General features: G+C 61.9%; 21 protein-coding genes. 5 read left to right on the forward strand and 16 right to left on the reverse strand.

All coding sequences use genetic code 11. The annotated features are described in order from the left end of the window. Positions 1–30: 30 nt before the first annotated feature. From ileS to IGS60_RS04205, 10 genes are all read right to left on the reverse strand, one after another. Positions 31–2,931 (reverse strand): isoleucine--tRNA ligase, encoded by a 2,901-nt coding sequence (ileS, locus tag IGS60_RS04160; protein ID WP_230502561.1) that lies wholly within the window; start codon positions 2,929–2,931, stop codon positions 31–33. Positions 2,932–2,998: 67 nt separating this feature from the next. Then, complete coding sequence (locus IGS60_RS04165; protein ID WP_230502563.1) at positions 2,999–3,970, reverse strand: bifunctional riboflavin kinase/FAD synthetase; 972 nt, start codon at positions 3,968–3,970, stop codon at positions 2,999–3,001. Positions 3,971–4,159: 189 nt separating this feature from the next. Beyond that, a complete protein-coding gene (locus IGS60_RS04170) occupies positions 4,160–5,371 on the reverse strand; it encodes a hypothetical protein (protein ID WP_121670270.1) in 1,212 nt (403 codons plus the stop codon). Between the two features lie 78 nt (positions 5,372–5,449). Then, the gene (locus tag IGS60_RS04175) at positions 5,450–5,881 is read right to left on the reverse strand and encodes a biopolymer transporter ExbD (RefSeq protein ID WP_176741207.1); all 432 of its coding nucleotides are present in this window, start codon (positions 5,879–5,881) and stop codon (positions 5,450–5,452) included. 105 nt (positions 5,882–5,986) lie between these two features. Continuing rightward, positions 5,987–6,415: a biopolymer transporter ExbD gene (locus IGS60_RS04180; protein ID WP_034754165.1), complete on the reverse strand. Its 429-nt coding sequence runs from the start codon at positions 6,413–6,415 to the stop codon at positions 5,987–5,989. Between the two features lie 5 nt (positions 6,416–6,420). Beyond that, entirely contained in the window at positions 6,421–7,353 is a 933-nt protein-coding gene (locus IGS60_RS04185; protein WP_166448878.1) for a MotA/TolQ/ExbB proton channel family protein, read from the reverse strand. An 86-nt stretch (positions 7,354–7,439) separates the two neighbouring features. Continuing rightward, complete coding sequence (locus IGS60_RS04190) at positions 7,440–8,096, reverse strand: energy transducer TonB (protein WP_034754161.1); 657 nt, start codon at positions 8,094–8,096, stop codon at positions 7,440–7,442. A gap of 539 nt (positions 8,097–8,635) precedes the next feature. Continuing rightward, positions 8,636–10,237 (reverse strand): SpoVR family protein, encoded by a 1,602-nt coding sequence (locus IGS60_RS04195; protein ID WP_070289102.1) that lies wholly within the window; start codon positions 10,235–10,237, stop codon positions 8,636–8,638. Continuing rightward, the gene (locus IGS60_RS04200; protein ID WP_070289103.1) at positions 10,237–11,505 is read right to left on the reverse strand and encodes a YeaH/YhbH family protein; all 1,269 of its coding nucleotides are present in this window, start codon (positions 11,503–11,505) and stop codon (positions 10,237–10,239) included. Before IGS60_RS04200 ends, IGS60_RS04195 begins: the two co-directional genes overlap by 1 nt. A gap of 72 nt (positions 11,506–11,577) precedes the next feature. After that, the gene (locus IGS60_RS04205; RefSeq protein WP_034754154.1) at positions 11,578–13,500 is read right to left on the reverse strand and encodes a PrkA family serine protein kinase; all 1,923 of its coding nucleotides are present in this window, start codon (positions 13,498–13,500) and stop codon (positions 11,578–11,580) included. A 568-nt stretch (positions 13,501–14,068) separates the two neighbouring features. Here IGS60_RS04205 and IGS60_RS04210 point away from each other — a divergent pair. Together IGS60_RS04210 and IGS60_RS04215 are read left to right on the forward strand one after the other, a co-directional pair. Further along, positions 14,069–15,100: an adenosine deaminase gene (locus tag IGS60_RS04210; protein ID WP_230502565.1), complete on the forward strand. Its 1,032-nt coding sequence runs from the start codon at positions 14,069–14,071 to the stop codon at positions 15,098–15,100. Between the two features lie 36 nt (positions 15,101–15,136). Continuing rightward, on the forward strand, positions 15,137–17,668 hold the full coding sequence (locus IGS60_RS04215; RefSeq protein WP_230502567.1) for an ABC transporter permease: 2,532 nt from the start codon (positions 15,137–15,139) through the stop codon (positions 17,666–17,668). Here IGS60_RS04215 and IGS60_RS04220 read toward each other — a convergent pair. Both IGS60_RS04220 and IGS60_RS04225 read right to left on the reverse strand, forming a co-directional pair. Then, positions 17,665–18,672: a response regulator gene (locus tag IGS60_RS04220; protein WP_070312156.1), complete on the reverse strand. Its 1,008-nt coding sequence runs from the start codon at positions 18,670–18,672 to the stop codon at positions 17,665–17,667. The two genes, IGS60_RS04215 and IGS60_RS04220, sit on opposite strands and share 4 nt — an antisense overlap. 3 nt (positions 18,673–18,675) lie before the next feature. Next, positions 18,676–20,028 (reverse strand): HAMP domain-containing sensor histidine kinase, encoded by a 1,353-nt coding sequence (locus IGS60_RS04225; protein ID WP_230502569.1) that lies wholly within the window; start codon positions 20,026–20,028, stop codon positions 18,676–18,678. Positions 20,029–20,160: 132 nt separating this feature from the next. Between IGS60_RS04225 and cqsA the strand changes: the two genes are divergently transcribed. After that, positions 20,161–21,405, forward strand: coding sequence for an alpha-hydroxyketone-type quorum-sensing autoinducer synthase (gene cqsA, locus IGS60_RS04230; protein WP_230502571.1), 1,245 nt, complete (start codon positions 20,161–20,163; stop codon positions 21,403–21,405). Between the two features lie 6 nt (positions 21,406–21,411). Here the strand turns inward: cqsA and IGS60_RS04235 are convergent, their stop codons facing one another. Genes IGS60_RS04235 through IGS60_RS04245 form a run of 3 tightly spaced genes read right to left on the reverse strand, consistent with a single transcriptional unit; the run spans position 21,412 to position 23,565 of the window. Next, the gene (locus IGS60_RS04235) at positions 21,412–21,879 is read right to left on the reverse strand and encodes a MarR family winged helix-turn-helix transcriptional regulator (protein WP_230502574.1); all 468 of its coding nucleotides are present in this window, start codon (positions 21,877–21,879) and stop codon (positions 21,412–21,414) included. Positions 21,880–21,936: 57 nt separating this feature from the next. Beyond that, complete coding sequence (locus IGS60_RS04240) at positions 21,937–22,284, reverse strand: GIY-YIG nuclease family protein (RefSeq protein ID WP_230502576.1); 348 nt, start codon at positions 22,282–22,284, stop codon at positions 21,937–21,939. Positions 22,285–22,296: 12 nt separating this feature from the next. Then, positions 22,297–23,565, reverse strand: a complete 1,269-nt coding sequence (locus tag IGS60_RS04245; protein WP_230502578.1) for an MFS transporter — start codon at positions 23,563–23,565, stop codon at positions 22,297–22,299. A gap of 132 nt (positions 23,566–23,697) precedes the next feature. On the opposite strand from IGS60_RS04245, the gene IGS60_RS04250 reads away from it, so the two are divergent. Further along, positions 23,698–24,093 carry a group II truncated hemoglobin gene (locus IGS60_RS04250; protein ID WP_230502580.1) on the forward strand — a complete coding sequence of 132 codons (396 nt, stop codon included), beginning with the start codon at positions 23,698–23,700 and terminating at the stop codon, positions 24,091–24,093. Positions 24,094–24,097: 4 nt separating this feature from the next. Next, entirely contained in the window at positions 24,098–25,474 is a 1,377-nt protein-coding gene (gene rmuC, locus IGS60_RS04255) for a DNA recombination protein RmuC (RefSeq protein ID WP_099408889.1), read from the forward strand. A 9-nt stretch (positions 25,475–25,483) separates the two neighbouring features. Here rmuC and IGS60_RS04260 read toward each other — a convergent pair whose 3' ends face one another. Next, positions 25,484–26,410, reverse strand: a complete 927-nt coding sequence (locus IGS60_RS04260; protein WP_230502582.1) for an MHFG family PEP-CTERM protein — start codon at positions 26,408–26,410, stop codon at positions 25,484–25,486. Between the last annotated feature and the right edge of the window lie 147 nt (positions 26,411–26,557).

Genomic DNA, 26,557 nt, shown 5'->3' on the forward strand with positions numbered 1-26,557 from the left:
GGGACGCAGGCAGCGCCCCGGGATGACAGTCTATGCGAAACGGCGCGATTCGCCTTTTCCAAACAGGTTGCTGACGCAGCGGCCGCACAGGGTAGCATGTGCGGCGTCCGTGCCCACGTCCGCGCGGTAGTGCCAGCAGCGCTCACACTTCGGCGCCGTCGACGCGGCCACGACCACTTCCTCGGCTGCTTCGTCTGCCACTTCGGCCACGCTGGCCTGCGAGGTGATGAAGACGAATTTCAAGTCGTCGCCCAAGGTGGTCAACAGCTTGTACTTCATCGGCGCGGCCTTGATCGTCAGTTCCGCCTGCAGCGAGGAACCGATGGCGCCCGAGGTGCGCAAGTCTTCCAGCTGTTTGGTGACGTCCGTGCGCACGGCGCGCAGGGCCGTGTATTTCTCCAGCAGGGCGGCCGCGTCCGACACTTCCGGCAGCTGCCACCAGGTTTGCGTGAAGATGGTTTCATCGCTGGCGGCATAAGCATCCGCGCCGGCGAAGACTGCCCATGCTTCTTCGGCCGTGAACGACAGGGCCGGGGCCATCAGGCGCAGCAGGCTTTGCGTGATGTGCCACAGGGCCGTCTGCGCCGAACGGCGCGCGTGCGACGTTAAACCGGAGGTGTACAGACGGTCCTTCAGGATGTCCAGGTAGAAGCCGCCCAGGTCTTCCGAGCAGTACGTCTGCAGCTTCGACACGACGGGGTGGAACTCGTAGCGCGCATAGTTGTTCTCGATCTGCTGCTGCAGCGATGCCATGTTGGCCAGCGCATAGCGGTCGATTTCGAACATCTCCGCCACCGGCACGGCGTCCGTGGCCGGATTGAAGTCCGAGGTGTTCGCCAGCAGGAAGCGCAGGGTGTTGCGGATGCGGCGGTACGATTCCGTCACGCGTTTGAGGATTTCATCGGAGATCGACAGTTCGCCCGTGTAGTCGGTCGAGGCGATCCACAGGCGCAGGATGTCCGCGCCCAGGGTGTCCGAGATCTTTTGCGGCGCCAGCGTGTTGCCCAGCGACTTGGACATCTTCTTGCCTTCGCCGTCGACCGTGAAGCCGTGCGTCAGCAGCGCCTTGTACGGCGGGCGGCCATTGAGCATCGATGACACGAGCAGCGACGAGTGGAACCAGCCGCGATGCTGGTCCGAGCCTTCCAGGTACAGGTCGGCCGGGAATTGCAGCTGCGTCGAGTGCGAACCGTGGCCTTGCGGGCCGCCCAGCACCGTCTGGTGCGTGGCGCCGGAATCGAACCATACGTCCAGGGTATCCTTGTTCTTGGCATAGATGGCCGCTTCGTCGCCGATCAGGTCTTTCAGGTCCAGCGCCTGCCATGCCTCGATGCCGTCTTTTTCGATCAGCTTGGCCACTTGCTCCAGCAGTTCCGGCGTGCGCGGATGCAGGTCGCCCGTTTCCTTGTGCACGATGAAGGCCATCGGCACGCCCCACTGGCGCTGGCGCGACAGGGTCCAGTCGGGACGGTTGGCGATCATGCCGTGCAGGCGCGCCTGGCCCCAGTCCGGGAAGAACTCGGTGTCGGCGATACCTTTCAAGGCCGTCTCGCGCAGGGTGGCGCCGCCGTCTTTCGGCGTCACGTCCATGCCGGCGAACCACTGCGAGGTGGCGCGGTAGATCACAGGCTTTTTGTGACGCCAGCAATGCATGTAGCTGTGGTCGAACATCTTGACTTCGAACAGGGCGCCCGCTTCTTTCAGGGCGGCGCAGATCGGCTTGGAAGCGTCCCAGATGCTCATGCCGCCGAACAGGGGCAGCGTCGAAACGTAATTGCCGTCGCCCATGACGGGCTTGATGATGTCGTCGTCCTTCATGCCGTGCGCCTTGCACGAGATAAAGTCGTCCACGCCATACGCGGGCGCCGAGTGCACCACGCCCGTGCCGCTTTCGGCGGTCACGTAATCGGCCAGGTACATCGGCGACAGGCGGTCGTAGAAAGCGTGCGACGCGTGCAGCGGATGGCGGAAGCTGATGCCTACCAGCGCGGCTCCGTCGCAGGTGGCGATCGTCGTGCCTTCGAGCTTGAAGCGCTCCAGGCTCGATTCGACCAGGTCTTGCGCCAGGATCAGCAGCAAGGGCTTGCCGTCGCGCGAGGTTTCGACCAGTGCGTATGTCAATTCAGGATGGACGTTCAGTGCCTGGTTCGACGGGATGGTCCACGGGGTCGTCGTCCAGATGACGACGAAGCCGTTTTCGGTCGGCAGTGTCGGCAGATTGAAAGCCTTGGCCAGCTTGTCGAATTGGGCGAACTTGAAGCCGACATCGATGGCCGGGTCGCGTTTGTTTTCGTATTCGATTTCAGCTTCCGCCAGCGCCGACTGGCAGTCAAAACACCAGTTGACCGGTTTCAGGCCGCGGTAGACATAGCCTTTTTCCAGCAGCTTGCCCAGCGCGCGCAGTTCGTCGGCTTCATTGCCGTGCGCCATGGTCAGATACGGGTTGTCCCATTCGCCCAGCACGCCCAGGCGAATAAAGTCCTTCTTCTGGCGCTCGACCTGCACGTTGGCGTAGGCGCGGGCCTTTTCCAGCACTTCAGCCGTCGGCAGGTTCTTGCCGTGCAGTTTTTCGATCTGGATCTCGATCGGCATGCCGTGGCAATCCCAGCCCGGCACATACGGCGCGTCGAAGCCGGCCAGCGAGCGCGATTTGACGACCATGTCTTTCAGGATCTTGTTGACGGCGTGGCCCAGGTGGATGTCGCCATTCGCGTACGGCGGGCCGTCATGCAGGATGAATTTAGGACGGCCGGCGGCAGCCTTGCGCACGCGCTCGTAAATCTTCTTGTCTTGCCATTGCTGTACCCATTGCGGCTCGCGCTTGGCCATGTCGCCGCGCATCGGGAATGGGGTTTCCGTCATGTTGACCGGGTATTTGCTTTCAGGCTTCTTGTTCTGCTTGGGCGTGGCTGGCTTGTTTTGATCGGACATAGTCTTCTTTAATGATATTGAATGGTTTGCGGCGGCAGGCGCCGCCAGGCGACGGAGTTGGCCGGCGTCAAATTCGGTCGGTGGCGGTAATGGCGCCGCTGCGCTGCTCAAAATAGGCGCGCGCCTGGTTCGAGTCGCGCTCGATGGCGGCCGTCAGAGTGGGCAAGTCGTCGTACTTTTCTTCGTCGCGCAGCTTTTCCAGGAACTCCACGCGGACCAGCTTGCCGTAGCAGGACTGGGCGAAATCGAACAGATGCACCTCCAGCAAGACGCGGCCGCTGTCGTCGACGGTGGGGCGCACACCGAGGCTGGCCACGGCGGGCAGCGGTACTGGTCCCAGGCCGTGCACTTGCACGATGAAGATGCCGGACAGGGCGGGGCGGTGCGCCACGCGCAGGTTCAGGGTGGGAAAACCGAGGGTGCGGCCCAGCTTCTGGCCGTGGATGACGTGGCCGGAAATGGCGTACGGATGGCCCAGCAACTGCGTGGCCAGCGGGAAATCACCGGCGGCCAGGGCCAGGCGCACGGCCGACGAGGAGATGCGCGTGCTGCCATTCATCACCGTCGGTAAAGTTTCTACGTGGAAACCATATTGGCGGCCCGCTTCCTGCAGCATGGCGACGTCGCCGGCGCGCCGGGCACCATAGCAGAAATCGTCGCCGACCATCAGCCATTTCACGTGCAGGCCGTCGACGAGGACTTTTTCCGTGAATTCCTGCGGCGTCAGGGCGGCGAACTGGGCGCTGAAATGCTCGACGACCACCCGGTCGATGCCGGCGTCATCGAGCGACTGCAGCTTGTCGCGCAGGTTGGCGATGCGCTGCGGCGCCTTCGACAGGTCGCCCGCGCGCTGCGCGAAGAACTCGCGCGGGTGCGGTTCGAACGTCATCACGGCCGCTTCGATGCCGAGTTCAGTGGCAGCTTCGCGCACGCGCGCCAGCAAGGCCTGATGGCCGATGTGGACACCGTCAAAATTGCCGATGGTCAGAGCGCAAGGCGCTCGTGCCTGGGCATTGGGAAGTCCGCGGAATACCTTCATAGGAATCTGATGAAAAACTGTGCCAAAAGGGGGATTATACGGACTGTTTCAGGGATGCACACCCGGCAGGGCGGCCGTAGGGGCAATTTCCCTGCTGAAATGATAAAAAGCGTTGCCGGCAAGGGTGCCGGCAACGCTTTAGTGATGGGCAATTGACTAGCTGCCCGACAATATCTTGACGATATTATCTTATTTATTCATCAATGCCCAGTAGCGTGCCAGGTCAGCCGCGCCATCCGTGCCCTTGACGGCTTTGAGTGCCGTCGATGCGTTGGCTTTCTTGCCGGCGTGGATGTAGGCGATGCCCAGGTGCAGCTTGGCTTCTTCCGGATACTTGGCGGTGCCCATCTTCACGGCGTCATTCATCAAGCCCAGGCCTTTTTCTGCCTGGCCATCGTAGACCAGGGCGAAGCCCAGCTTGCTCAAGCTGTCGGCGTCCTTGTTCTTGACGTATTCCGCTTCCGACTTGGCGGCGTTGGCCTTCAGGTCAGCCTGGGTCTTCAGGGCCAGGTCTTTCAGGCGCTGGTGACGGGCGGCATCGGCGCCGGTGCCCAGCACGCCTTTTTTGTAGCCCTGTTCGATGATGCTCAGCGCTTCGCCAGGATTGCCTGCTTGCAAGGCCAGCTGGCTGATTTCCATGTATTCGGAAGGCTTGGTGAACAGGCCGTTGGCCAGGCGCAGGCGCTGGACGTCCAGGCCCAGGCGTTGCGAGAAGCCAGGCTTGCCGGAAACGCGGTTCAGCAGGTCGGCCCAGTAGCTGGTCTTCGGATAGCTCGACGCCAGTTTTTCCAGGGTCGACACATAGCCGGCCTTGTCGTTCTGCTTCAACTGGATGTTGGCCAGCATTTGCAGGCTCGCTTCCGAGTTGCCGCCGCGCGCTTGCAGTTCTTTCGCCGCTTCGGCGTAGTTGCCGCTGACGTAGTAGGTCTGGATCAGCAGTTCGCGCATCTGTGGATCTTCGCGGTCTTTCAGCGAACGTTTGATCCAGGTGATGGTGTTCGGCCAATCCTTGGCGCGGTAGTACATGCCTGCCAGCGCTTGCGTGAATTTTGGGGCTTCGGCGGCGCTCAGGCGGCCGGAATTGATGACGGCTTCGAAAGCCTTGATGGCGGTGCCGTTGTCGCCGGCGGCGGCAGCGGCCGAGGCGCGCACGCGCTCGATCTGGTAGCTTTCAAAGGCGGTCTTGCCGCCGACGCTGTCTGCTTCGCGCAGCTTGGCCAGCGCTTCCTTGTTTTTGCCGCTGCTAGCGAGTTTTTGCGCTTCTTGCAGTGGCTTGCCCACTTCGGCACGCACGGTGTCCGCGGCGTATGCCAGCGAGCCCAGGCCGATTACGGGAGTTGCTGCGGTAAAACCGATAGCGGCCATGACGAGGCCGAGATGAGCGAGACGAAACTTGGACATAAGAAAGTCTTTCAGTAAAAAGCGAATAGGCAGGAAGTCCTGCCTATTCGGATGTAAAGAGAACCTGATTGCTGCAGCTTACTGGAATTGCTCGTTGCCGACCAGACCGATTTTGGTCACGCCCAGACGCTGCGCCGACGCCATCACACCGGCGACGACTTTGTATTCCACCAGCTTGTTCGGACGCAGATGCACTTCCGGCTGGTCTGCTTGCGCAGCAACGTTGCTCAGCTTGGCTTCCAGCGAAGCGCGGTCAGGAACGACCTGATTGTCCCACAAGATCGTACCGTCAAAATCGACATCGATCGTGACGACCACTGGTTCGGTTGTCGGTGGCGGCGGGGTGCCGACCGGCATGTTCAAGTTCACCGAGTGGTTTTGCTTAGGAATCGTGATGATCAACATGATAATCAGCACCAGCATCACGTCGATGAGGGGCGTCATGTTCAGTTCCATCATTGGTTCCGGATCCGCGCCTGGAGCGCTTCCCGAACCGACATTCATACTCATAGTGTTTCCTTTAAGAAGTCCAACGAAGCACCGGGCGAAACTGCCGCCCGGTCAGCTTCCGGCAGTGGCGTCCCCGTGTTGCCGGGACGCCGCTGCCAGTCGCTATCAGCCCTTGTCAGGTGGTTCGGTGATGAAGCCGACCTTCTGGATCCCGGCACGTTGGGTCGTGTAAATAACCCGGCCGATCGATTCGTAGCGTGTTTCTTGGTCGCCACGAACGTGTACTTCCGGCTGCGGTACTTTCACTGCTTCAACTTTCAGATAATCGAACAGTTCGCTCGTATCTTTCAGTTTCTTCTGGCCCAGATAAATCTCGCCATCCTTGTTGACAACGATGTTGACGTTTTCTGGCTTGCTTTGAAGGGCTTGGTTGGCCTCGATCGGCAGATCGATTTTCTGCAATTTGAGGACAACCGGACTGGTGATCAAGAAAATGATCAGCAAAACCAACATGATGTCGACGAGCGGCGTCGTGTTGATTTCTGACATTACTTGATCTTCATCTCCGCTGTCGGAGCCGACGGACATCGACATGATTCTTATCCGATCTTTTTAGCGCCGGCAGCACGGCCAGCTTCGCTGGTCGACATTGCGCCGGAGATCAGTACCGAGTGAACGTCGGCGCTGAACGAGCGTACGTCTTCCATTGCGGTTTTGTTACGACGCACCAGCCAGTTGTAACCCAGAACGGCAGGAACGGCGACCAGCAGACCGAAAGCGGTCATGATCAGTGCTTCACCAACTGGACCTGCAACTTTATCGATCGACGCGTTACCGGTCATACCGATGTTGGTCAGCGCGCCATAAATACCCCAAACGGTACCGAACAGACCGATAAACGGTGCGGTCGAACCAACGGTTGCCAGGAACGACAGGCCATCTTGCAGACGCGACTGGACTTTGTCCGAAGCGCGCTGGATCGACATCGTCACCCAGGTCGACAGGTCGATTTGTTCCAGCAGGGCGCCGTCATGGTGAGCCGTTGCCTTGGTGCCCGATTCAGCGATGAAGCGGAATGGCGAGCCTTCGGTCAGGGTTGCCGAACCAGCAGCGATCGAAGGGGCTTTCCAGAATTTGGCAGCGGTTTCTTTCGCTTGCTTGAAGATCTTCATTTGATCCATCAGCTTGGTGATGATGATGTACCAGCTGCCGATCGACATGATGGCCAGGATGATCAGGGTGGCGCGTGGCACGAAGCCGCCGTCCCACACTGCTTGCAGGCCGAACGGGTTGTGGACTTCTTCGGTTTTGGCTGGAGCTGCTGCGTCAGCGGCTGGAGCTGCTGCGTCTGCTGCTGGAGCGGCTGCGTCAGCAGCTGGTGCTGGTGCTGCTGCAGCGTCTGCCGCTGGAGCCGAAGCGGCAGCCGATGCTGGCGCGTCAGCGAATGCCGGAGCTGCTACCAGAGCGGTAGTAGCGGTAACGGACAACAGAACCGCGGCAAAAAATGCGGACAAACGGGTATTCTTAAACATGCTTCCTCCAAAATTAAAAATAACAGATCGCTGAACGTAATGACAACGAAATCATAGTGTGAGACAGGGGATAACTGCCTCGGGTTTTAATCCAGCGACCAAACGTATTGCATTTGCTGCCAGCCTTGTTCCGGCTTGCCGTCAACTGTTGCCGGCTTAAATGTACAGCGGCTAATACCTTGCACTGCGGCTTTGTCCAGGTCTCTGAAGCCGCTGGACTTCACGATCTTCGAATCAGCGACCTTGCCGTCTACACCGATCAGGAACGACAGTGTCACCACACCGGTTTCCTCATTGCGCTGCGACGACTTTGGATAAGCCGGCTTTTCGCAGACACTGAAGTCAACCACGGCCGGCGTACGCACCGATTTGGCTGGTCCAGGAGTTGGCGCAGGCTGTGCAGGCGGTGCTGGCGGTGCCAATACATTCGTGGCTGGCTTCACGGCAGTCGTATTTGCAATCACGTTCTGCTGTGGTGGCGGCTGCTGCACGTTCACCTCGACTGGCGGAATGAATGGCGGCGGTGGCGCTTTCATTTCTGGCGGCGGTGGTGGCGGTGGAAGATCCTTCGGTGGAGGCGGTTTGACTTCCTCGATAATCTTGGTTTCAACCGGTTCCATCATTTTGGTGACCAACCGCTTGCCCAAGCCCGTCACGATCCCGTAAGCCGCGAGAACGTGCAGCAGGACAACGATAGTGATGCCTGTGTAGTTCTTGGGACTTTTCTCGTTCGAAAAATTCATGCCTGCTTTCTCCAAATACCATCTCTTGTCTTGCAACTGAACCCCAAAATGACGACACAAAGCTCCAGCCGTATCCGGGACGTCGCCGAATTATACATACGAATTCTTTATTTTACACAGATTTTTAACGCCTAAAACCGGTTAAATTTTTGGCGCTTTTGCGCCCTGAAAACGTACTTGCTTATGTCATCTTTGCACGCTTTCGGACATAAAAAAAGGCGGTCTTATCGGTTTTTTACAGCCGTTTTGGGCTACCACTGCTAAGTTCTCCGATGTGCCCATCTGGCGGAATTATATTTCGTGATATTCAATATGGAAACCGCTAAATTTGGAGGAAAATCTTTCCTTTTGGAAATGTTTTAGCTCGGAACCAGACCACTTAGCGGCACGCGCGCACCAAACGGGTGCGGAAGGGACTTTATCCAGGTCAAAAAAGGCGGTCCCGGCAGCCCTTTTGACGCCGCCAGGCCATACGGAATTCCTATGTAGGCATAGGAAACGCTTATATTCTTGCCATTGATTATTATCAATAAATCATTTCATGGCCGGACGACAGGGTCGTCGCGCCGGTTGCGTTTTTCCCGCCGGCAATTCAAGGTGCCCAGGACGACGCCCTGCGGGTCGACCGTATCGAGGTGGACATCGAAGCCCCACAGCCGCGCCACGTGCTTGAGCACCTCGGCCGCCTGCTGGTTCAGCGGGCGGCGCTGGAACTGCGTGTGGCGCAAGGTCAATGCGCGGTCGTCGCGCGTATTGACGGACCAGACCTGGATGTTCGGCTCGCGGTTGCCCAGGTTGTACTGTTCGGCCAGCTGCTGGCGCACGTAGCGGTAGCCGGCATCGTCGTGGATGGCGGAAATGGCCAGCTTTTCATTCTTGTCGTCGTCGAGGACGGCAAAGAAATGGAATTCGCGGATCAGCCGCGGCGACAAATACTGGGCGATGAAGCTTTCATCCTTGAAATTACGCATGGCAAAGTCCAGGCTCTTGCGCCAGTCGCTGCCGGCCATGTCGGGAAACCAGGCGCGGTCTTCGTCCGTCGGATGCTCGCAGATGCGGCGGATGTCGCTCATCATGGCAAAACCCAGCGCATACGGGTTGATGCCGCTGTAATACGGGCTGTCGATGGGCGGCTGGTAGACCACGTTGGTATGGCTTTTCAGAAATTCCATCATGAAGCCGTCGCCCACCACGCCTTCGTCGTAGAGCTGGTTCAATATTGTGTAATGCCAGAAGGTGGCCCAGCCTTCGTTCATGACCTGGGTTTGCCGCTGCGGATAGAAATACTGGGAAATCTTGCGCACGATGCGCACCATCTCGCGCTGCCACGGTTCCAGCAGCGGCGCGTACTTCTCGATAAAGTACAGCAGGTTTTCCTCGGGTTCGGGCGGAAAGCGGGGAGCGGCCTTGCGCTGGTCGTCCTCGTCGTCGTCCTCGTCGCGCCGGGGCAGGGTGCGCCACAGCTGGTTGATCTGCGACTGCACATAGGCTTCGCGCTCTTTCTGGCGCGCATATTCCTTCGCCATCGACAGTTTCGCCGGGCGCTTGTAGCGGTCCACGCCATAGTTCTGGATGGCGTGGCACGAGTCGAGCAGCAATTCCACGGCATCGACGCCATGGCGCTGCTCGCATTCGGCGATGTAATTCTTGGCAAACACCATATAGTCGATGATGGCGTCCGCATCCGTCCAGGCGCGGAACAGGTAATTGCCTTTAAAAAAGGAGTTATGGCCGTAGGCCGCATGCGCGATCACCAGCGACTGCATGGTCAGGCTGTTTTCCTCCATTAAATAGGCGATGCACGGATTGGAGTTGATGACGATCTCGTAGGCCAGGCCCATCTGGCCCCGCTTGTAGCTTTTCTCGGTGGAAAGAAAATGCTTGCCGAACGACCAATGGTTGTAGGAGACGGGCATGCCGACCGAGGTGTAGGCATCCATCATCTGTTCGGCCGTAATGATTTCCAGCTGGTTCGGATAGGTGTCGAGGCCAAACTGTTTCGCTACGCGGCGGATTTCCTCGTGGATTTGCTCGATCAGCTCGAACGTCCATTCCGACTGCTCGGGCAGGGCGTTCGGGTGGCGCAGGCGCACGAACGGTTCGCCCGGAGTATTGCTGGCGCGGTCAAAGGCTGCACTCATCATTTCACCTGTTTCTTGAACAGTTCGCGGAAGACCGGGTAGATATCGGCCGGCGTGACGATCTTTTGCATGGCGAAATGGGCGTGATGGTCGAGCACGCCCGCATATTGCTCCCACAGGTTTTGCTGCGGGCCGTCGGTGATCTCGACATAGGTGTAGTACTGCACCTTGGGCATGATGGTATTGATCAGCAACTGGCGGCACAGCATGGAATCGTTGTCCCAGTTGTCGCCGTCGGACGCCTGCGCGACATAGCTGTTCCATTGCCCGGCGCCATAGCGTTCGTCGATGATGGTGTTGAGCAAGTGCAGCGCGGAGGACACGACGGTGCCGCCGGACTCGCGCGAATTGAAGAATTCATGCTCGTCGACCTCCGCCGCCGCCGTATGGTGGCGGATGAAGACCACCTCGATCTTGTCGTAGACGCGCTTGAGGAACAGATATAACAGGATGAAGAAGCGCTTGGCCGTGTCCTTGCGCGATTCGTCCATGGAGCCGGAGACGTCCATGATGCAGAACATCACGGCCTGCGTCATCGGCTTCGGCACCTTGATGCGGTTGCTGTAGCGCAAGTCGAACGGGTCGATGAAGGGAATCGCCAGCAGGCGCGTGTGCAGGTGGTGGATCAGGCGGCGCAGTTCCGTGACCAGCGGGTCGCTGTCGGGCGCGCCTTCGTGCAGCAGTGCCGCCAAGTCTTCCTCGGCCTGCGCCAGCTGCTTGCGGGCGCCGCCGCCGACGGCGATGCGCCGCCCCAGCGCGCCGCGCAGCGAGCGCAGCACGTGGATGTTCGAGGGGGTGCCCGACATATTGTAGCCGGCGCGCTGGTTCTTGAATTCCGTGGTGGCCGTCAGCTGGGTTTTCACCATGTGCGGCAATTCCAGGTCTTCGAAGAAATAATTCATGAATTCTTCGCGCGACAATTCGAAGATGAAATCGTCTTCCGTCGTCTCGTCGCTATTGCCCGCCTTGCCCCGCCCGCCGCCACCGCCGCCTTTCGGCCGGGCGATCTGGTCGCCTTTCAGGTATTCCTTGTTGCCGGGATTGACCACTTCCCATACGCCGCCATGCGCGTGGCCAAACGACGGTTCGCCCACGTCCTTGACGGGGATGCTGACCTTCTCGCCATTCTCGACGTCCGTGATCGAGCGCCCCTTGATGGCGCGCCCCACGGCATCCTTGATCTGGCCCTTGTAACGCCGCAGGAAACGCTCGCGGTTGACGGCGGATTTATTCTTGCTTTGCAAGCGCCTGTCGATAAGGTATGTCAAAGGGTGCCTCCTTGCTTCTCGTCTTGCGCGCCCCGCCGGTCGTCAGGCCGGAGCGCGCCTCCGCTGTCCGCGCTAGGATGACTTGCGTACTCGCAAGTACCATTCGCATAACAGGCGTACCTGCTTGGCCGTATAGCCTTTTTCCACCATGCGGGCCACGAAGTCGGCGTGCTTGTTGGCATCGTCGGCGCTGGCCTTGGCATTGAAGGAAATCACGGGCAGCAATTCCTCCGTATTCGAAAACATTTTCTTTTCGATCACCGTGCGGAACTTTTCATAACTGGTCCAGGCGGGATTCTTGCCGCCGTTCGAGGCCCGCGCACGCAGCCCGAAGTTGACGATTTCGTTGCGGAAATCCTTCGGATTGGAAATGCCCGCCGGCTTCTCGATCTTTTCCAGCTCATTGTTCAGCGATTCGCGATCAAAACTTTCGCCCGTGTCCGGATCGCGGTATTCCTGGTCCTGTATCCAGAAATCGGCGAACGTCACGTAGCGGTCGAAAATATTCTGCCCGTATTCCGAATAGCTTTCCAGGTAAGCCGTCTGGATCTCCTTGCCGATGAATTCCACGTAGCGCTGCGCCAGGTGCTCTTTAATATAGGAGAAGTAGCGCTGCTCGAGTTCCGGCGCGAACTGCTCGCGCTCGACCTGCTGTTCCAGTACATATAATAAGTGCACGGGATTGGCGGCCACTTCGGAATTGTCAAAGTTGAACACTTTCGACAGGATCTTGAAGGCAAAGCGCGTCGACAGCCCGTTCATGCCCTCGTCCACGCCCGCGTAATCGACATATTCGTGCATGGACTTGGCTTTCGGGTCCGTATCCTTGAGGTTTTCGCCATCGTAGACGAGCATCTTCGAGAAAATGCTCGAGTTTTCCGGGTCTTTCAGGCGCGACAGGATGGCGAACTGCGCCATCATGCGCAGGGTGCCGGGCGCGCACGGGGCTTTCACCAGCGAGGAATTGGCCACCAGCTTGTCGTAGATCTTGATTTCGTCGGAGACGCGCAGGCAGTACGGCACCTTGACTATATAGATACGGTCAAGAAACGCCTCGTTGTTGCGGTTGTTCTTGAACGTTTTCCATTCCGACTCGTTCGAGTGTGCGAGGATGATGCCGTCGAACGGTATCGCGCCAAAGCCTTCCGTGCCCTTGTAGTTGCCTTCCTGCGTGGCCGTCAGCAGCGGATGCAGCACCTTGATGGGCGCCTTGAACATTTCCACGAATTCCATCAAGCCCTGGTTGGCCAGGCACAGGCCGCCCGAATAGCTGTAGGCATCGGGGTCGTCCTGCGCATAGTCTTCCAGCTTGCGGATGTCGACCTTGCCCACCAGCGAGGAAATATCCTGGTTGTTTTCGTCGCCCGGCTCCGTTTTCGAGATGGCAATTTGCTTGAGCACGGACGGATAGCGCTTGACGACGCGGAACTGGTTGATATCGCCATTGTATTCATGCAGGCGTTTCACGGCCCACGGGCTGGGGATGTTGCGCAGGTAGCGGCGCGGGATGCCGTAATCCTCTTCGAGGATGGTGCCGTCCTCTTCCTCGTTGAACAGGCCCAGCGGCGACTCATTGACGGGCGACCCTTTCAGGCAATAGAAGGGCACGTGTTCCATCAGCGACTTGAGTTTTTCCGCGATCGACGACTTGCCGCCGCCGACGGGCCCCAGCAAGTACAGGATCTGCTTGCGTTCTTCCAGGCCTTGCGCCGCGTGGCGGAAATACGAGACGACTTGCTCGATGACTTCCTCGGTGCCGTAGAACTCGCGGAAGGCGGGATAGATCTTGATCACCTTGTTGGCGAAGATGCGCGACAGGCGCGTGTCGTTGCGCGTGTCGACCAGCTGCGGCTCGCCGATGGCGGCCAGCATGCGTTCGGGCGCGCTGGCATACGTCAGCTTGTCCTTCTTGCACAGGGCCAGGTACTCGGTGAGCGACATTTCCTCTTCGCGGGTGCGCTCGTAGCGTGCTGCATAGTTATCAAAAATGGTCATGTCAATGTCCTTTAATGTAAACCTGAACTGCCAGTCACCATGGCCGCCCGCCTGGCACTCGCCTGGGCTTGCCGTCTGAACTTTTCCTGTACCTCGTACCGATTTTTATTGTTGTTTCAAGCCCGGCTGTCTTTGCGAGTCCGGATTGCCCGGACCAAAAAACTGGCGCTTGATGCCGTGCGCTGACGTGGCCAGCCGGCTTTTTTTCACTGTTGATAGCGCTTGTTGCACCTACCATTACCCCATGAAATTTATTATTGCTCTAAAGGATCAGGAAGTCAAAAGATATGTCAGCATATCCTTAATACTTGTTTGTAAATTGTTGATTTAATTGGATAAACCATCAAATTTTCCATCGATTTCAATGAACCTTTTGTCCCTTTTAAATCATCATACGACAATTCGCCAGCGCGTGCCGGTGCGTGCCGTGGCGCTGCCGTTGCCGGCGCCACGGCGGCCGGGCGCCGGTGAGTCCGGCCATCTTGCGCTAAGATGCCTGCATGTCTGATGGCCCTGCGCGCCGCGCGCGCGTGCCAGCATTTTTATCGCCACCCTATAAGGAACACCCATGATGAACCCCCAATTGCGCGCGATCGTCCGCGGCATGCCGAAAGCCGAATTGCATATCCATATCGAAGGCTCGCTGGAGCCAGAACTGATTTTCGCACTGGCCGAGCGCAATGGCGTGCCGCTGGGCTATGAATCTGTGGAACACTTGCGCAGCGCCTATGCTTTTACGGATTTACAGTCTTTTCTCGACATTTATTACGCTGGCGCAAGCGTGCTCTTGAAAGAGCAGGATTTCTATGACATGACGCAAGCCTACCTGCGCCGCGCCGAAGCCGATAACGTCTTGCACACGGAAATCTTCTTCGACCCGCAGACGCACACGGCGCGCGGCGTGCCGATGGCCGACGTGATCAACGGCATCCACCGCGCCTGCCAGGACAGCCCCGTCAGCGCGGCCCTGATCCTGTGCTTCCTGCGCCACCTGAGCGAGGCAGAGGCGTTCGAGACCCTGGAAGACGCGCTGCCGCACCGCGACAAGTTCATCGGCATCGGCCTCGATTCGTCGGAAGTGGGCAATCCGCCCGAGAAATTCTCGCGCGTGTTTGCCCGTTGCCGCGAACTGGGCCTGCACCTGGTGGCCCACGCGGGCGAGGAAGGCCCGCCGGCCTACATCCGCACGGCGCTCGACGACTTGAAAGTCGAACGCATCGACCATGGCGTACGCTGCCTGGAAGACGCGGAACTGACGGCCCGCCTGGCGCGCGAACAGATCGCGCTCACCGTCTGCCCCCTGTCGAACACCAAGCTGCGCGTGTTCGACCAGATGCATGACCATAACCTGGTGCAACTGCTCGACGCCGGTCTGCTGGTGACGGTGAACTCGGACGATCCCGCGTATTTCGGCGGCTACATGAATGACAATTTCGACGCCATCTTCGATGCCTTGCCGCTGGGCCTGTCCCACGCGCAACGCCTGGCGCGCAACGGTTTCATCGCCGCCTTCCTGCCGCAGGCGCAAAAAGACGCGTTTCTTGCCACCGTCGATGCGTATTTCGCGCAGCACGCGGTCGCCCACGGCATCGCGCAATAACGCATCACAACCAACTCGCATAAAGACCCGCCGCCCATGTTCCGCCTCTCCCTGAAAATGACCGGCCGCGACTGGCGCGCCGGGCAACTGCGTTTCCTGCTCGTCGCGCTGATCGTCGCCGTGGCGGCCCTGTCGGCCGTCGGCTTCTTCGTCGACCGCCTGCGCGCGGGCCTGAACCGCGACGCGCACCAGCTGCTGGGGGCCGACCTCGTCATCAGCGCCGACCAGCCCGTCAATGCGGCCTGGCGCGCCGAAGCGCAGAAGCGCGGTTTTATCCTGGCCGACACGGTGACGTTTCCCAGCATGGCGCAGGCGGGCGAGGGCGAGCAATCGATCTCGCAGCTGGCGTCCATCAAGGCCGTCTCGCCCGGCTACCCGCAGCGGGGCAAGCTGAAAATCACCACCAAACCGAGCGAAGCGCAGGATGCCGTCGGGCAGCCGACCAGCCAGGTGCCGGCGCCCGGCACCGTGTGGGTCGACGCGGCGATCTTGTCCAGCCTGAACGCGAAGCTGGGCGACACCCTGACCCTGGGCGACAAGGCCTTTACCGTCACGCAATTGATCGCCAGCGAACCGGACCGCGGCGCATCGTTCCTCAATTTCGCCCCGAGGGTGATGCTGCCCTTGAGCGACCTGGCCGCCACGGCGCTGGTGCAGAACGGCTCGCGCGTGTCGTACCGGCTGCTGCTGTCGGCGCCGCCCGCCAAGGCGGCCGAGCTTGCGCAATATCAAACCTCGCTGGAGAGCCAGATCAAGGCGCAGTCCATCAAAGGCGTGCGCATCGAATCGCTGGAATCGGGCAGCCCGCAGATGCAATCGACCCTGGACCGCGCCGACCGTTTTCTGTCCCTCGTCGGCCTGCTGTCGGCCATGCTGGCGGCCGTCGCCGTGGCCATGGCGGCGCGCCGCTTCATGCTGCGCCACCTCGACGCCTGCGCCATGCTGCGCTGCCTGGGCTTGACGCAAAACCAGGTGACGGCCATGTACGTGATCGAATTCTTATTGGTCGGCCTGGTGGGCAGTCTGATCGGCGTGCTGGTGGGCTTCGGCGGCCACCTGGTGCTGCTGGAGCTGTTGGGCAAACTGGTGCAGAGCGACTTGCCGCCCGTGTCCCTGCTGCCCGCGCTGCAGGGCGTGGCCACCGGCATGCTGCTGTTGCTGGGCTTTGCCCTGCCGCCGATTTTGCAGTTGCGCAATGTGCCGCATAACCGGGTGATCCGCCGCGAACAGGAGCCGCCGCAGGCGCTGGCCCTGGCCACCTACGGCCTCGGCATTGCCGCCTTCGTCGTGCTGCTGTTGTGGCAGGCGGGCGACGTGAAACTCGCGCTGCTGACGGCGGCCGGCTTCCTCGGCGGCTTCGCGCTGTTCGGCCTGGCCGGCTGGCTGGGCATCCGCTCGCTGAAAAGCCTGCGCGGCGCCTTCAATCACCAGGGCTGGCGCTTTGCCGTCACGTCATTGCAGCGCCGCCCGGGCGCCACCGTCATCCAGGTGGTGTCGCTGGCCTTGGGCCTGATGGCCTTGCTGCTGCTGACGGTGGTGCGCGGCGACCTGATGGTGGCCTGGCGCAATGCCACGCCGCCCGATGCGCCGAACCGCTTCATGATCAATATCCTGCCCGAGCAGAAGGACCCGATCGCCGCGCGCCTGGCGCAGGCGGGCGTGGCCAACGCGCCTTTGTATCCGATGATACGGGGCCGGCTGGTGGCCGTGAACGGCAACGCCATCACGGAAAGCACGTACGAGGATGACCGCGCCAAGGGCCTGGCCGACCGCGAATTCAATCTGTCGACGATGGCCACGATGCAGGAAGAAAACAAGCTCGTGGCCGGCAAGTGGTTCAGCGACAAGCCCGGCGCGCCGGCGGAAGCGTCGGTGGAAGAGGGCATCGCCAAGACATTGAAGCTGAAGCTGGGCGACAAGCTGCGCTTCGACATCGCCGGTCAGAGCGTCGAAGCGGCCATTACCAGCTTGCGCAAGCTGGAATGGGGCTCGATGCGCGTCAATTTCTTTGTCATCATCAATCCGGCCGCCATGGCGGACACGCCGCAGACGTGGATCACGGCCTTCCACCTGCCGCCTGCGCAGGCGGACCTGGGCAACGCCCTGCTGCGCGACTATCCGAATTTGACGGTGGTCGACGTGGGCGGCGTGCTCAAACAAATCCAGGGCGTGCTGGACCAGGTGGTGACGGCCGTCGAATTCCTGTTTGCCTTTACCTTGGCCTCGGGCTTGCTGGTGCTGTATGCGGCCTTGATGGGCTCGCAGGACGAGCGCACGCGCGAAGCGGGACTGCTGCGCGCCCTGGGCGCCACGCGGCGCCAGCTGGCACAGGCGCAGCTGATCGAGTTTTCCCTCGTCGGCGCGCTGGCCGGCCTGCTGGCCGCATCGGGCGCGGCGGCCATGGGCTGGGCTCTGGCGACGTACCAGTTCAAGTTCGCCTGGAGCTTCGCGCCGGGCGTGTGGGCCTTCGGCCTGCTGGCCGGCGCCCTGTGCGCCATCGCCGGCGGCTGGCTGGGTTTGCGCAATGTCTTGAAACATCCGCCGCTGCAGACCTTAAGGGAAGGCTAAACAATGACGCCGTCGCCCGCGCCTGCGCGCAGAAATTGCGCGTAGGACATCACCGGCTGCCCCAGCTGGTGCGCCGGCACGTCGAACAGGGCCCAGAAATACGTCACGCCGCCCAGGCAGATGGTGGGCGCGGCGCAGTAGCGAAACCAGTTCTCGCCTATCTGCGCCGCGTACATGCCGTCGCTGTTGGCGTCGGAAAAGTAGGGAATCACGCGCATTTCCAGCAGGGCCTGCAGCAATGAATCGGGCGCGTCGCTGTCGCGCGCCATTTCATACTGCGTGTGCAGGCTGCGTTCCGTCTCGATGATCATCAGCTTGGCGTGGCCGTCGCGCGTGAAGAACAGGATGCCGCTGGGATTGGGGAAAATATAAAACTCGACGAAGCCGTGGCGCTGGCACAACTCGTGCACGACGGCGGCCAGCGCCTCGTCTTGCAGGAAACTGTAGTCGTGCAGCATCAGCAGATCGCGCACGGTTTCCGATTGCTGCAGGAAGAATTCGCGCTGCAGGGCAACGATTTCCTGTTCCAGGATGTCGAGCGCATCGTCGTCGCTCTTCTTGATGTAGCGGTCGATCAAGCCCCGGTTGAAGGCCGTCACGGCCACCTTTTCATCGGCCGCGCCCGTAAATAGAATCTTCTTGCACGGCAAGTCGCGCACGGCCTGGCAGAATTCCAGGCCATTCATCTGCGGCATCGAATAATCGACCACCAGCACGGACGGCACGGCAAAGCGCTGCGCCTGGCCGCTGATGCGCCAGATGCGTTCGATGTCGAGCGCCACGTTGCACTGGTCGGGCGGCAGGTTTTGCGTGTCGAAATTGACGTGCAGCGGCGTCTCGCCCGGCTGCGTACTCTGGCGCAGCCAGTGCAGCGCGCTGCTCGTGTCGTGGAAAGTCTTGCGCGCCAGGCCGGGATCGAGCTGGAACGCCAGGCTTTTCAGGAAGGAATCGCTGTCGTCGATCAATACGGTCAAGGTCGGATGGGTGTAGACGGGCAGTTGCATGCGTCACCTCGCGCGGTGGATGGATGGAAAACGGTTGTGCGTGGGCACGGGCAGGGGCTGGGGAAATTCCAGCACGAAGATGGCGTAGGCGCCTTCGCGCGCGACGCAGCGGATGCGCGCCTGCCAGGCTTGCATGATTTGCCGGCACAGGGCCAGGCCGATGCCGCTGCCGTTATGCGAGGGATACGAATAGAAGCGGTCGAAGATCAGCGGCAAGCGGCTGGCCGCGATGCCGCAGCCCGTATCGATGAACAGCAGGCGCGGCACGGGATGGGCGCCATCGATGATGATGCGCACTCTTCCCTTGCCGGCGCGGTGGATGCTTTTCAAGGCATTGCGCAGCAGATTCAGCAGGATGACCACGCACAGCTCGGACTGGCCGGGAAACGTGAAATCGGCGCGCACGTCGACCTTGACGATGTCGCGCTGGGCCGTGCTGGTAAACGGGTAGCGGCGCAGCACGGCCGTCACGCTGTCGTGCATGGCCACCGCCTCGTTGGCTTCGAGCTTGCGGTTGACGGCGCTGGCGCTGAGCAGGAACAGATCGATCATGTGGTGCATATGGCGCACTTCGAACTGGATGCGCGCCAGCGCTTCCCCGCTGGCCTCGTCCGGCAGCTGCCCTTGCAGGTTTTGCCGCAGCCCGCGCTGCAGCCCGCGCACGTTTGCCTCGACGCTGACGAGGGGCGTGCGCAATTCGTGCGCCACGCTGCCCAGGCCGGCCGCCAGCCCGGCCAGTTTCTCCTGCGCGCCCACGTTGCGGCCCACCTTGACGACGGACAGCACGGCAATCGTGAACCAGTGCACGGGCAATTGCTGCAAGACGTCGCGGCTGAGCAGGAAGGCTGGATCGCCGGCCACGGCAAACGCCAGGCAAGCCAGCAGGGTGCCGCTCAGGTAGGCCAGCACGGCGATGCGCGTATCGAAGTGAAACAGCACGACCAGCGCCACCAGCAGCGAATGCGCCCACATGCTCGAGGCGTGGTTCATCAGGAACATATATGTAAAGAAAAACGGCAGTTCGAAGGTCAGCCCCAGGAACAGGTAGACGCTGAACCAGGTATTGCTGAAGCGGTCAGGCCACAGCGCGGGCAGGAACAGCAGGGCGGAGATGGTGCGCAGCAGCGGCGATTCGTATTCTTGCGGAAAGAAATAATGCCACAGCGCGTAGTACATGGGCATGCCCAGCGCACCGATGAGCGCCAGGGTGCGCACCTGAGCGCGCCGCACCGGCGTGTGTTCGATGGCGTCGTGGAAATGCAGGAAAGGCTGGAGCAGCTTGCCTTGCCACCGTTTTCCGGAAGGGGACTGCGCATGCATCATGATCAGAGGGGCGTGTTCGTTGAGGCGTGTCAATGCAACATGATCGGCGGGTTCCCTCTGTATCAGCACAATATCGGCACAACTGTTGAGCTGTATCAAACGCTTGCCGGATGACTCGCGCATGTTGGATGCGGTAGTTCCCACCGCAACCAATCAGGAGTTCCTATGATAAACGCTATTTCCCCTCTGCCGTCCCGCGCCATCCATGCCGAGCAAAGGATGCCCGCCTTCGTGCGCGCGCGCATGGATGAGCACTATGTCGAGCGCATCGAGAAGCTGCTCGGCGGCGAGCACTTGCATGAATGGCAAGCCGTGCCGGCCAGTGCAATCATGCTGGCAGGCAATGATTACCTGAACATCGCCGGCGAGGCGGCGCTGCTGGCGGCCCAGGCGCGCGTCTTGCAGGGCGGCGGCGCCATGCTGATGTCGTCCGTGTTCCTGCAGGAAGGCAGCCGCCAGCACCGGCTGGAACACAAGCTGGCGGATTTTCTCGGCAGCGAAGCGTGCGTGCTGGCGCAGTCGGGCTGGGCCGCCAACGTGGGCTTGCTGCAAAGCCTGGCCGGCCCCGGCATCCCCGTGTATCTGGACATGCAGGCGCATGCGTCGTTGTGGGAAGGCGTGCAATCGGCGCAAGCCGTGCCCGTCGCCTTCCTGCACAACGATGGCGCCCACCTGCAGCGCCAGCTCGACAAGCATGGCCCCGGCATCATCATCGTCGATGCGCTGTACAGCACCAACGGCAGCGTGGCGCCGCTGCTGGACATGGTGGAAATTGCCGAACGCAGCGGCAGCATGCTGATCGTCGACGAGTCGCACTCGCTGGGCACGCACGGCCCGCAGGGCGCGGGGCTGGTGGCGGAGCTGGGCCTGGCCGAGCGCGTGCATTTCCGCACGGCGTCGCTGGCCAAGGCGTTCGCGGGGCGGGCGGGGCTGATTACCTGTTCGGCCCGTTTCAAGGGATATTTTTTGTCCGCCTCGCGGCCCGCCATCTTCAGTTCCTGCCTGCTGGAACACGAGCTGGCGTGGTTCGATGCGGCGCTCGACTTCATCCGCGCCGCCGATGGCCGCCGCACCGCGCTGCACCGCCACAGCGTGCAGCTGCGCCAGGGGTTGACGGATCTCGGCTACAACGTCAGCGACGGCACCGAGCAGATCATCGCGCTGGAAGCGGGCAGCGAACCCGATACCTTGATCCTGCGCAAGGCGCTGGAACGGCACGGCATCTACGGCGCCGTCTTTTGCGCGCCGGCCACACCGAAGAACCGTTCGCTGGTGCGCCTGACCCTGAATGCGGGTTTGCGCGAGGACGAGTGCGCAAGAGTGCTGGCCGCCTGCGCCGCCATCCGCGACGAGACGGGCATGGCGCGCTGGCCCTCGACGCGGCGCCTGCGCAAGCTGGCGCTGGTGTAGCGCGCGTCAGCCGTTGGCGGGCTGGTTGCCGGCGATCGTGCCCAGCAGCATGGACAGGGGCGCCAGCTGGTCCGCGCTGGCATTGCCCAGCAATTCCTGTCCCAGCGCCTGCGCCGTCGTATTCGCGTGCGCCAGCAATGCCAGTCCCGCTTCGGTGATGGCGGCGTAGCCGACGCGCGCATCGCGTGCATCGGCCTGGCGCGCCACCAGGCCGATTTTTTCCAGCGGCATCAGCGAGCGCGTGATGCCGGATGCCGTCAGCGCCAGGCGCTCGGCCAGGTCGATGCGGCGCAGGCGTCCGCCGGGCGCCCGCTGCAAGTGGTACAGCAATTGGTAATCGCTGAAACTCAGGCCGTGCAGATTGCCCAGGATGCTGTCGAAGCGGCGCACGATGAGCGCCTGGGCGCGCGCCAGGCGCAGGCAAAAGTCCAGCGCGCCGCCGCCGTCCGGCGTCGGGAGAGTGTGTTCGGTCATGACATCCTTTTCATTTGCTGCGCAGTGCGTGAGTGCGCAAGTGTAAAGCATGGCCGCTCAATAGCGTGCCTGTCCCTGTTCCAGCAGCTGCGCCTGGTGCAGCGCCAGCAGGGCGTCCAGTTCGGCGTCCGCATCGAAGTCGGGATCGGCGGATTGATCGACGGTGTCGATGATGTCGAAGCGGAAAGCCGCCGCACCGTCGCGCCGCCAGTCCGCCTGCAGGCGGGCGTTGCGGTGCGTACCCAGCGTGAGTTCGAAGCGGTGGCGGTTCAGCGCGCCGGGCGCGTTGCGGCTGCGTTCGAGCAGGGTGCGCCCGCTGGGCAGGTGGCGCAGCGCGATGATGCCCAGCGCGGGCGCTTGTTGCCGGTAAGCTGCTTTCAAGGCTGCTTGCTGTGTTTTATCCATGTTGTGATTTCCTTAAGCTTGGGTGACGTAATCGGTGCTTGCGATGTGGGCAATATCCGTGAACAGGGCGGCGGCGATGGCGGCGGCCAGCAGCAGAGCGCCGCCGACGCAGAACAGCTCGCCAACGCTCACGTGGCGCAGCAGCGCACCCGTGGCCGCCGCCGACAGGGGCGCCAGTCCCAGGAAGATGCCCATGAACACAGCCATCGCCCGGCCCAGCATGGCGGGCGCCACGCGCCGCTGTATCCACGTAAAGATGGCCACCTGCACATAGCCGCCCAGCACTCCCGTGACGGCCAGCAGGGCCGCGCCGTGCCAGGCCGAGCCGATTTGTCCCAGCGCCATCAACAGGCAAGCCACGATGGCGTCGGCGGCCAGCAGAGTGGCGCCGAAATGGCGGCGCAGCCAGGCGCCGCCCAGGCTGGACGCCAGCATGCCGGCCAAGGTGCCGGCGCCGTGCGCGCCCATCAGCATGCCCAGCGCCGCGGCGCCGTGCAGGCGCTCGTTGGCCAGCACGGGCAAGGCGACTTGCAGCGGACCCATGACGAAGAAGGCCACCACGGCCCAGTAGGCATAACAGCTGCGCAGGGGCAAGTCGCGCCACACCATGGCCAGGCCCGCCGCCATGTCGCGCCACATGCCTTGCGGCGCCGCAGCCGCAGCCAGGGGCCGTAGCTTGACTTGGCGCAAGGTCCACGCGGAAAACACAAACGTCAGCGCATCGATGGCGAAGGCGGCGGCCAGCGCCGCCATGGAGGTGTGCTGCCCGTTACCGTGGGCACCCAGCACGAGCGCCGCCAGCAGCGGACCGGCCAGCAAGGACAACTGGCGCGCACCCATCTGCAAGCCATTGGCTTTCTGCAACGTAGGTGCAGGCACGGCTTGCGGCAGGATGGCCGTGCCGGCCGGAATGCCGAAGGCGGACGCGATGCCCAGCGCCAGCGCGGCCGCATACGCGAGCGCCAGGCTGGCCAGGTCCAGCACCAGCAGTCCCGCCAGTGCCAGCAGGATGGCGGCGTTCGCATATTTGCTCAGCAGCAGCACGCGCCGGGGCGAATAACGGTCGGCGATGGTGCCGCCCAGCAAGATGAGCACGGCGCGCGGTGCGCCCATCAGGGCCACGGCGATACCGAGGCTGAGGCTATCGCCCGTCAGGCTCAGCACGAGCCAGGGCAGGGCCAGCAGGCTGAACTGGTCGCCCAGCATGGAGACGAGTCCGCCGCCCAGCAGCCAGCGGAAGTTGGTATTGCGCAGCAAATCAGTGTCTGTGGCGGTTGGCATATTCATCTTGTCCCTGTTTTAAAATTGCATGGTAGTTGATGAAAGCTTGATCAGTCAAGTATATTGCCATTTATTGCGGCAGGGAGCGCTGGCGCTGCATGGAGCGCCGATGCTTGCGCTATCATGGCGGCCATGACTGATACCATTGCCCCCACCCTGTACGAGACCATCGGCGGCGCCCCCGTGCTGCGTGAAATGGTCGACCGTTTTTATGACTTGATGGAACTCGAAGCCGAGTTCGCCGGCATCCGCGTCATGCATCCGCCCTCGACGGACGGCTCGCGCGACAAGCTGTATTTCTTCCTGACGGGCTGGATGGGCGGACCGGATCTGTACATCGAGAAATTCGGCCACCCGCGCCTGCGCGCCCGTCACTTGCCGTATGCCATCGGCACCAGCGAGCGCGACCAGTGGCTGCGCGCCATGGCCTGGGCCATGGAAGACACGGGCATCGAAGAATCCTTGCGCGTGCGCCTGATGGAATCGTTCTATCAGACGGCCGACTGGATGCGCAACAAAGCTGACTGATCCCATGAGCCCAATCGAGTTCTACAGCCTGCTGGGTGCCGCCATCGCCGCCATCGTCCTGTTGTTCTTGCTGCTGCTGCGCCCCCGTGGCGCGGCCGGCGATGGCGCCACCACCCTGGCGCTGGTGCAGCAGCACCAGCAGCAAAGCCTGGAACGCATCGACCGGGTCGAGCGCGAAGTGCGGCTGCAGCTGCAGGCGTCGGCGCAAGCCACGCGGCAAGACCTGGCCGCCGGCCTGGCGCAATTCCAGGCGGCGACCCTGCAACAGCTCGACAGCCTGCGCACGCAGATGCAGGCGCAGGGGAAAGTCGGGCGCGAAGAACAGGCGCAAAGCCTGGCGCGCTTTGCCGAGAGCACGAATCAAACCCTGTCCCAGCTGACGGAATCGAATGCGCAGCGCATGCTGGAAGTGCGCGCCACCCTGGAGAACAAGATCCGCGACTTGCAGGCCGACAATGGCGCGCGGCTGGAAGAAATGCGCAAGACGGTCGACGAGAAACTGCACGCGACGCTGGAAACGCGCCTTTCCGCCTCGTTCCAGCAAGTGTCGGAGCGGCTGGAAAAAGTCCACCAGGGACTCGGCGAAATGCAGCAGCTGGCGCTGGGCGTGGGCGATTTGAAGCGGGTGCTCACCAACGTCAAGACGCGCGGCACCTGGGGCGAAGTGCAGCTGGAAATGCTGCTGGAGCAGGTACTTACTGTCGACCAGTACGCGAAGAACGTGGAAACGTTGCCGGGCAGCGGCGCGCGCGTGGAATTCGCCCTGAAGTTGCCGGGCATGGTCGATGGCGGTCCGCCCGTGTGGATGCCCATCGATGCGAAATTTCCCAAGGAACAGTACGAGCGCCTGGTCGAGGCGGCCGAGCGGGCCGATGCGGACGCCGTGGCCCTGGCCGGCCGCGAACTGGAGCGGGCCGTGCGGGGCGAAGCGAAAACCATCGCCGAGAAATACCTGGCGCCGCCGCTGACGACGGATTTCGCCATCCTCTTCCTGCCTACCGAGGGACTGTATGCGGAAGTGCTGCGCCGCCCGGGCCTGGCCGACGAATTGCAGCGCGTGCACCGGGTCAGCATTGCCGGGCCATCGACCCTGACGGCTTTGCTCAACAGTCTGCAGATGGGTTTCCGCACCCTGGCGCTGGAAAAGCGCTCGTCCGAAGTGTGGCAAGTGCTGGGCGCCGTCAAGACGGAGTTCGGCAAGTTCGGCGACGTGCTGTCGCAAACCCGGCTGACCCTGGAAAAGGCGGCGAAGAATATCGAAAGCGCGGAAGTGCGCAGCCGGCAGATGGCGCGCAAATTGAAATCCGTGGAAGCCTTGCCGGGCGAGGCAGCCGCCTTGCTGCTGGGTAAGGCGGACGGCGGCGCCGGCGACGGCGAGTAGCGCGCCGCCTCAGGCCGCCCGCGCAGTGCGGCGGCGCAGCGCGCTGTAGCCGATCAGCGCCAGTCCCGCCAGCAGCATGGCCCAGGTTTGCGGTTCCGGCACGGCCGGCAAGACGGTCGGCACCGTCGGTGGCAAGCTAGGGATGATCACGGTGGGCGGCACGATGATGCTGCTGCCCCTGTCCGGCGGCACGCTTCCGCCACCACCACCACCGCCGCCGCCCATGCCGGCAGGCGGCGTGATGCCGCCGGCGGTACGCACGTAATCGAAGGGCAGGAAAGGAATGCTGGCCACCTCGGGCGGCATGGCGCCGCCCGTGAACGAGCCGCCGCGCAAGGCGTCGGGATTGTCGATCAGGGGCACGCCTGCCGTTTCCGGGGCGGCGGGCGCGGCGGCAACGGGTGCTGCACCGCCGGGAGCGGCACCACCGGGAGCTGCGCCGGCGGCTGGCGGCGCCGACGCGGGCGCCTGCGTGATGCGGCTGACGTTGCGGCAAATCGTCGGCACCAGGATGCACTGGCCCTGCACGCAATACACGAGTCCCCGTTCCTGCATCTGCTCGTTCCAGCCCGCACGCGTGACGTTGCGGCAGACGCGGCCGGGGCCGAAATGCATGTCGCTGATGCGCGCGTTGTAATTGCCCTTGCCGCGGATGGCGTCGCGGCTGATCACTACGATCTCATCGTACTGGCGCGCGCGCATGCGCGCCTTCAATTGTTCGCGCACTGGCGGCGCGATATCCGTATAGCGGTCCACGGCCGCCACCACGTCACCCATGAACGGGTCGACGCCGGGACGGTTCCAGTTGCAGTTGTCCAGCACGTCGGCGCGGGCCACGCCTTTCGCATACGCGGGCAGGGGAGCCAGAGACAACATGCCGAATAGGACTGCCGCACCCAGCATGCAGGTGCTCGCCAACCATGGGCCGTGTTTCATTGTTAGTTTCCTCGTGAAAACAATATCAAAATTGAACTTTTGCTTGAGTTCGAATGTTATCACCGAAGAAACTTCAATATCAACTAATAAATAAAATTATTACAATTAGTGTTGTGTTTATTGATTTATTTTAACGAGAAATGATTA

This window comes from Janthinobacterium sp. FW305-128 (assembly GCF_020858135.1).
Classification (GTDB): Bacteria; Pseudomonadota; Gammaproteobacteria; order Burkholderiales; family Burkholderiaceae_D; genus Janthinobacterium.